Source organism: Streptomyces sp. NPDC047028 (genome assembly GCF_040644095.1).
Lineage (GTDB): Bacteria > Actinomycetota > Actinomycetes > Streptomycetales > Streptomycetaceae > Streptomyces.
Window position 1 is genome coordinate 1 of sequence record NZ_JBEYVS010000099.1, and the last position, 6,570, is coordinate 6,570.

Annotated in this window: 2 protein-coding genes and 1 pseudogene; 1 reads left to right on the plus strand and 2 read right to left on the minus strand. The window is 58.5% G+C overall.

All coding sequences use genetic code 11. The features are described 5' to 3' along the window. Window positions 1-88 precede the first annotated feature (88 nt). Both ABZ854_RS36745 and ABZ854_RS36750 read right to left on the minus strand, forming a co-directional pair. Window positions 89-2,770 carry a LuxR C-terminal-related transcriptional regulator gene (locus ABZ854_RS36745; RefSeq protein WP_361220278.1) on the minus strand — a complete coding sequence of 894 codons (2,682 nt, stop codon included), beginning with the start codon at window positions 2,768-2,770 and terminating at the stop codon, window positions 89-91. Window positions 2,771-4,191: 1,421 nt separating this feature from the next. Further along, window positions 4,192-4,464, minus strand: a pseudogene (locus tag ABZ854_RS36750) (S1 RNA-binding domain-containing protein); the annotation flags it as partial. A 950-nt stretch (window positions 4,465-5,414) separates the two neighbouring features. On the opposite strand from ABZ854_RS36750, the gene ABZ854_RS36755 reads away from it, so the two are divergent. Continuing rightward, window positions 5,415-6,497 carry a hypothetical protein gene (locus tag ABZ854_RS36755; protein WP_361220280.1) on the plus strand — a complete coding sequence of 361 codons (1,083 nt, stop codon included), beginning with the start codon at window positions 5,415-5,417 and terminating at the stop codon, window positions 6,495-6,497. The last annotated feature ends 73 nt before the right edge of the window (window positions 6,498-6,570 follow it).

Below are 6,570 nucleotides of genomic sequence, written 5' to 3' on the forward strand. Positions count from 1 at the left end.
AGAGCACGCTCCTCCACCCGCCGCATCAGCCGCACCGTCCAATCCATCCACGTTCTACTGACCTGCGACTATTCAGGATGAAAGAGGTTCACTGATCAGCAAATGGAATTAATCGATCCCTTAATTCGCGACGGCCAGACACGAGCAGCTTCCGATAAACTCTATACAAGGTATTACTGACGGTGCGTGAAGACAAGTGGAGCATTTGCGATATTTCCTTGTCGGATAGACCGCGAGCGGCCATGTAGGCAAGCTCGCGTTCTCTTTGCGTCAACACCGAATCCCGGTCTGAAAAGAAATTCAGCGAAGGAGACGCCACGGCTCCACACAACTTCAGCAGTCTCTCCGCCTGTGCCGCTGCATGGGCTGCATCTCGCCCAAGTGAAATCCTTCGATACATGCGAGACAGTTCGGCAAACGCTTCCGCAGCATAAAGCATTGCCCCCATTTCCATGAAAGTAGTAGCAGCACTGTTGACGCTCTCATTATCTTCATTAGCCAAACCGTAAATATAGTTCAACTTGGCAGTCAGAAATGCCCCTTGAACTGGACCTTTGCAAAGCGAGTTAATTTCTTTCGCCCACCCCATTCGCGACATTTCGTAAGCAACATTGACCACATCTGCATAAGCCCCCTGTTGCGAAGATGCATGAACTCCTGACAGCAAAATCGATTTCGCTTTTGTGTATTCTCCTCTGCGATGGGCTCGCCACGCCCGCGCGATGTGAAGGTAAGTATCATGGTACTCTCTTGGAATGTCCTCGAGGTCGTCGACACCTCTGACGGGCGCGACATTAAGGGGCAAGAATTCCTGTATAAGCGCACAGAATATTCGTGCCCTATTGTCGCAGTAGGCCCAGCCGGTACTGTGCGATCGAACATAATGGAACTGCCCAAGTGCTTCTTCTAGACGTCCTTTTTCATACATTGTCCTCCCAAGGTGTAGACTACTTATGACGTCTATTGGGTACTGGCGTCGCTCAACTGCTCTTTCGCGCATTGCTTTGAGCGCATTGCAAGATTCGTCTAGTTGGCCCATGCTTCTCAAAGCTGCCGCATGAGCGATGTCAAGGAAGTCACTATAAATAAAGCCCAACTGGATCGAATCCGGGCTCTCCAAAGCCAATTCTCTTTTTGCCTTAAACCTGTCATATGCATTCAAGGCGTCGAGCGGTTGTCCCATATGACATTTAGCTGCAATGCAAACAATCAGGGCCGGCATACTTTCAGTTCTGACTGATCGATTGAGCAGGCGAGAGGCTAAATGATCGGCCGAAGAAAACCTCCCTAAGCAGTAGGATCGCAGTGAAGAGGCTAGCATCTGTTGTGGCACCGCCGCCTCTGTTCGGACTCTGTTGTATTCAGTGTGGTTACCTCGCAATAGACCTAGCTGAAATTTCAGTAGTAGAAATTCCGACCGGTCTTCTGTAAATTTATCCTCCGCCGTATCAGCTAATGATCTTGCAGCTTCAAAGTCTCCAAGGAGGGCTAAGATCTCGATGTATGCTTTCGCGATCTTCGCTGTGCCTCCCATATTCCATAGTGCTGCGACTAGCTGTTTCGCGGTCAGAACATCGCGGTTTCCAAGAAAGTCGTTTATCGCTTCATAGAGACTCTCAGGCGTCAAGGTGATACCGCACTTAAGACGCCATTTCACTAGAGCCATCTTGTCACTTTTCGCGGCAGTCTGCCCTATAACGCAAGACCATTTCTCTAAGTAACGTTTACTCTGAACAGCGCTAACACTCTCCCGCAGCCAGTGCCGCATCAAGGGATAGCGGATCCGCACATAAGGCTGGCCATATTCTGAGAGCGAATAGATTTCTAGTAAATTTTGTTTTTCAAGATCCGAAAGGGTCTCGCCCTCTGCCATCTTTTCTATATTGTGGAGTGCTGTCGAGCCGATCAGTGAAATTATTTCAGCGACTTCTCGACCCTGGGGTGAAAAGGAATCGCAATCGCCGGTATAGATTAGCTCGCGCAGAGCGCTAGTAGCAGGGATCTTTTGGAGGCATTCCCACTGAGAGCCATTGAATGTGAGAAGCCTCCTATCTACAAGGGTTCGTGCTAGTTCTCGTAAAGTCGCGGGATTTCCGTCAGCCAGCCGAGCCAGGCGTTCCACGGTTTCTGGACTAAGAGAACAGCTAAAAAATTGAGTCACCAGCTCCTGGCATTCATCGTACAATAATGGCGCCAGCTCCATGCGCTGCAAATGCCCATCTTTCCAGCCTTGTGTTAGCAGGGGAGAGGGATTCTCGTCACTGTTTATGGCGAAAATAAGTTGGACGGAATTGGAAGTCGCGAGATGCAATAGTAAATCGATTGTCTGGACAGGAAGCAGGTGAGCATCGTCTGCCCAAATTATCAAGGGCCGAGACCTTGTCCTCGATGCAGCCTTTTTAATTTCCAGTATTAGCGATGCTTCGGAACTGGTCTTTAGAAGCACTTGACTTGCGAAGCTCGCCAGGGTCATTACAGGGCAGGGCTTAAATGATGCGTGATTAGTTTTACCGCCAGAGACTACGCGGGCAATTTCCGCTCCCAGTCTGGTTTTGCCAACCCCTGATGGGCCTGCAAGGATGATTCCGTACTGATCACTGGGGAAAGTCAAGGCATGCTGCACTGCATGCATTTCTCTGCGTCGACCGATCAGTACTGTCGGCTCGACCAATAATGGGTAATCGGGCACATACTGTTCGCTCGCATTATTTTCGCCCTGCTCACCCAACGGGGTAGAGGACTGGTCCCTGCGGCGCGTAATGTCATGCATGAAATGAAATCCTCTCAGGCTGGGCTCTTCAGGTTTGGCGATCGTCGCAGCCTGCCGCTCCCGATGCAGCCAGGCAACCGATTCAGGTATGCGTCCTGAATGGGGCCTCCCATGGAACCTGATCGCATGCCACTTAGGATCAGTAAAGTTCCCTAGGTGCAGATTCAACTCGCCTAGCGTCGACCCTAGGCAGAGATGATGGCCCCGTCCCTCGCAGGTGATTTCGTTGACGTGGGTGCGGTGGCAGATAAGGGCAGCGGCTACGGTGAAGGCCGAGAAGTGGTCGTGCCTGCATCGTTGCGACGATGCCGGCGCCGGACGACGGTGCGTTGGACGACCCAGAGGTGTCGGCTGAGATGTCTGAAGTTTTGACCAAGCAATGCGAGGGCTGATGCAAATGCGCAACCATCGCCGCAGGTGGGAGTAGCAGCCCTTGTCCGCCTGCAGATAGGCCGAGCATCGGTGTCATGCCCGCTGGGAGAGCGGATCGGCAGGATGCCGGGCAAGAGGGCTAGCAGGGTTTGCTTGGCTATCATGGGTGTCGGCTGCGGATACCCTGGGCGGGCCGCGGTGATCGACGATTAGGTGCATTCTCGATCCGCTCTTGCCGCGGTCGGTGGGCTTCGGTCCGGTCAGAGGCCGACTTGACCGCCCCCGTAGGGCGGCGCCTCGAGCGGGGCGACCAGGCCTACGTGCGCCAAGAATCACGAGCTGGACGCCGGACAGGGGGCGATCGAGGAGCGCGGGAAAGCCAACCAGCTGCCCCCTCCTCGGCAGCGGCGACGTCCAGACCCAAGAACTCGCGGTGTCCGTCGGCGTTGACGCCGACCGTCAATCAGCGCGTGAACATCGGTGATCTGGCCGCCTTCGCGGACCTTCTGGGTAAGAGCATCTTCCTTAGAAGAACGAGCATCGGTGGACGTCCAGATGCCGGCTCCGGACGGCTGTGACCAGGTCGTACAGGGGCACGCTGACCTGTGACTCTTATAGCTGGGTCGCCCCGAGGGACTCGGCGAGCTTCTCGAGCCGGTGAGTGGAGTCACCCAGCAGGTGAGCGGTGGCGACCACCGAAATCAGGGCCTGCTCGGGGCGCGTTCCTCGCTTACTTGCCCATATTCCGCGTTGCAACGAGCGTCGGCCTCCCCCAACCTGAACGCGTCGGGAATGCCTTGACCATAGCGCGCAGCAAGTCGGGACCGCCGAGGCGGGATTGTCTTCCGCGAGGGCGTGCACGGGCGGACTGTCGGATGCGGTCATCGTGCTGATCTCCTTAAACGTTCGTCGTCTTGAAAAATCAGCCGCTGGCCGGGCACCATCCCGATGCCGGAGCAATTCCCGCATCAGGTCGAGACTCGTACACCGCTTCCCCGACCAACGTCTCAACCCCTACCTCGAGGACTCCTTCGGGCGGGGAGGGCCGCCTAGTGCTGTGACCGCAAAGGTTCACCGGCCTGGGGCGTGTGTCTTCCTTTGGTTGAGCAGACGTTCAGGAGCATTCGCGCAAGGGAACCGTCGCAGGAACGCAGCGCGTCACACGCCGGCGGATGAGCCTTGTCGTCGGGTGAGGGATAGCCTGCGTCGCTCTCGGTGACGACCACCGTGATCAGGTCGCCGACCTGGACGACATCTGCTGGAGTTTCCACCGGTGTGCAGGCGAGCTCCCGCAGGTGAACCAGTGCCTCGATCTCGTCGGCGACCTGGACGAAGACCCCGAACGGGTTCGGCTTGGTGACCTGGCCAGGGCGAGCAGCATCATCGCGTGCCGGTAGCGCACCGAGTTGGTGCTGCCCCGGCGCACGATCTGCTGCAATTTCTGCCCCTCCTGGTCGGTCAGTCTGCTCACACCAACAGGCCCGGCCCCCGCACCTCCAGCGGTCGGAACGGACATCACCCCATCCAACCGCCCTAATCAGCAACCCGGCCAACCTATGCGGTCAGAGCACGAGCTGCCGATCCGGCGCCAACGGCGCCTGCCGCAGTAGCTGGTGAGGCCGCCGTCGACCGGGGCCGCACCCCGGCAGGGCCTGCGTGAGCAAAGGGATTCCGGCAGCACCCTCGCTGGACCCGGTCGCCAGCCTGGCGGCGGCCTGTGCGTCGGGCGATCCTCCTCCCGGGTCGCAAGACCCCCAGAGAAAATTGGACTAGTCAGTGTCCCAACCCTTGTACTGGCGGTAGTTGTGCTCCATTCTCGTGTCGGTCGCCCCCTCGCATCGCCAGGCTTCGTACTCATCATTGCGAGACTTCGAGGGCGCCCTGTCTATCCTTCCTGTCCACTCTCTGTGACCTGTCACTGTGCCGCCCGAACCGGTTGCCCTGCCCGGCACTGCAGGTGCTGCCCTGGCAGTGCCGACCCATAAGACTCGACCGATGTCGTAGCCGGCTGCCTGATCGAGCATTTGCTGGGTTCCTGCCGGTTGGAGACGATCGCCTCTGCTCCTGGTCAGCCGGTCGGCGCGAGCTGGGTGGGCACCTCCACCGGTGCGTCGCCGACGGCTCCGCCGCGCTTCCCATCGGCCGTCATCCTCGGTGAGGGCCGCGACTGATACCGATTCGACTGCTGGCGCCGGGGTTACCTGCCGCACCCCTTGGCCCAGCACCGCCTTGCCGGGTCGGCGCTCCCGCTTGATTCCTGCGAAGGAGGAACATGAGATACCCGCATTTGAGGCCGCATCGCGGCGTCCTGATGGTGGCGGTCGGCGCCATACTCCTCGGCGCCATCCTCTCCCCCGCTACAGCCCGAGCCGACGCCGCCGCCGGGTTGCCTCGCAGCACCCCGTGGATAGTCACACTCGGCGACTCCGCGATTTCCGGAGAGGCGGGACGCTGGGCCGGCAACACCAATACCGGCCCCTCACGAGTCGACGCTCTTGGAATCACCGCCTACAACGACACTCCCGGCCGGGTTGCTGAGCAGATCCCCGGTTGCAACCGGTCCGCCTCCGCCGAGGCCTACATCGGGGGCCAGGTCAGCGGCTTGAACCTCGCCTGCTCGGGGGCACGCACGGATACGTTCACCGAATCAGACGGTTCGTTCAAGCCTGGCCTGGACTTTTACACCGACACCAGCGGGCACCAGGGCCAGGCGCGCATGCTGCAGAACTTCGCCGGCAACCACGACGTGAAGGCCGTGGTCGTCCTGATCGGCGCGAACAACTACCAGTTCGCCAATATCGTGCAAACCTGCGTCCTGGACTGGTACTTCACCACGTCCCTGACCCCCCGGTACTGTAAGGACGACTCCACACTGAGCGCCGATTTTTCGGCAGCGAACTACACCCTGCAGGCGGCGAAGCTCACCAAGGCGCTGAGCAACGTCCACCAGGCCATGACCAAGGCGGGTTACCGCGACGGCGACTACACCATACTGGCCCAGACATACTCCACACCGATCCCGGATGGCGGGGGCTTCCGCTACCCCGAAACCACACTTAAGCGGCAGACAGTCGGCGGCTGTGGAATCTGGAACCAAGACGCCGACTGGGTCAACGAGACCGTGGTCCCTTGGATGAACAACACCATCCGCACCGCTGTCGCATGGAGCCGACTTGCTAACGTGAAGATCCTCGACGCCCAGAACGCCCTGGTGGGCCACCGTCTGTGCGAGAAGACCGACGGGCTGCTTGAGGAGGAGGACGTTCCTTCGTGGACCAGTCCCAGCGCAGCGGACCACAGTGAATGGGTCAGCCAGGTCCGCACCAGCTCCACTGAACCGCCCCGGGTTCGTTAGAGATCTCAGTTGGTGGCTGTGAGCTGGGGTTTCGTGGTTGCTCGGTAGTAGTTGGCTTCGTATTCGACGGGCG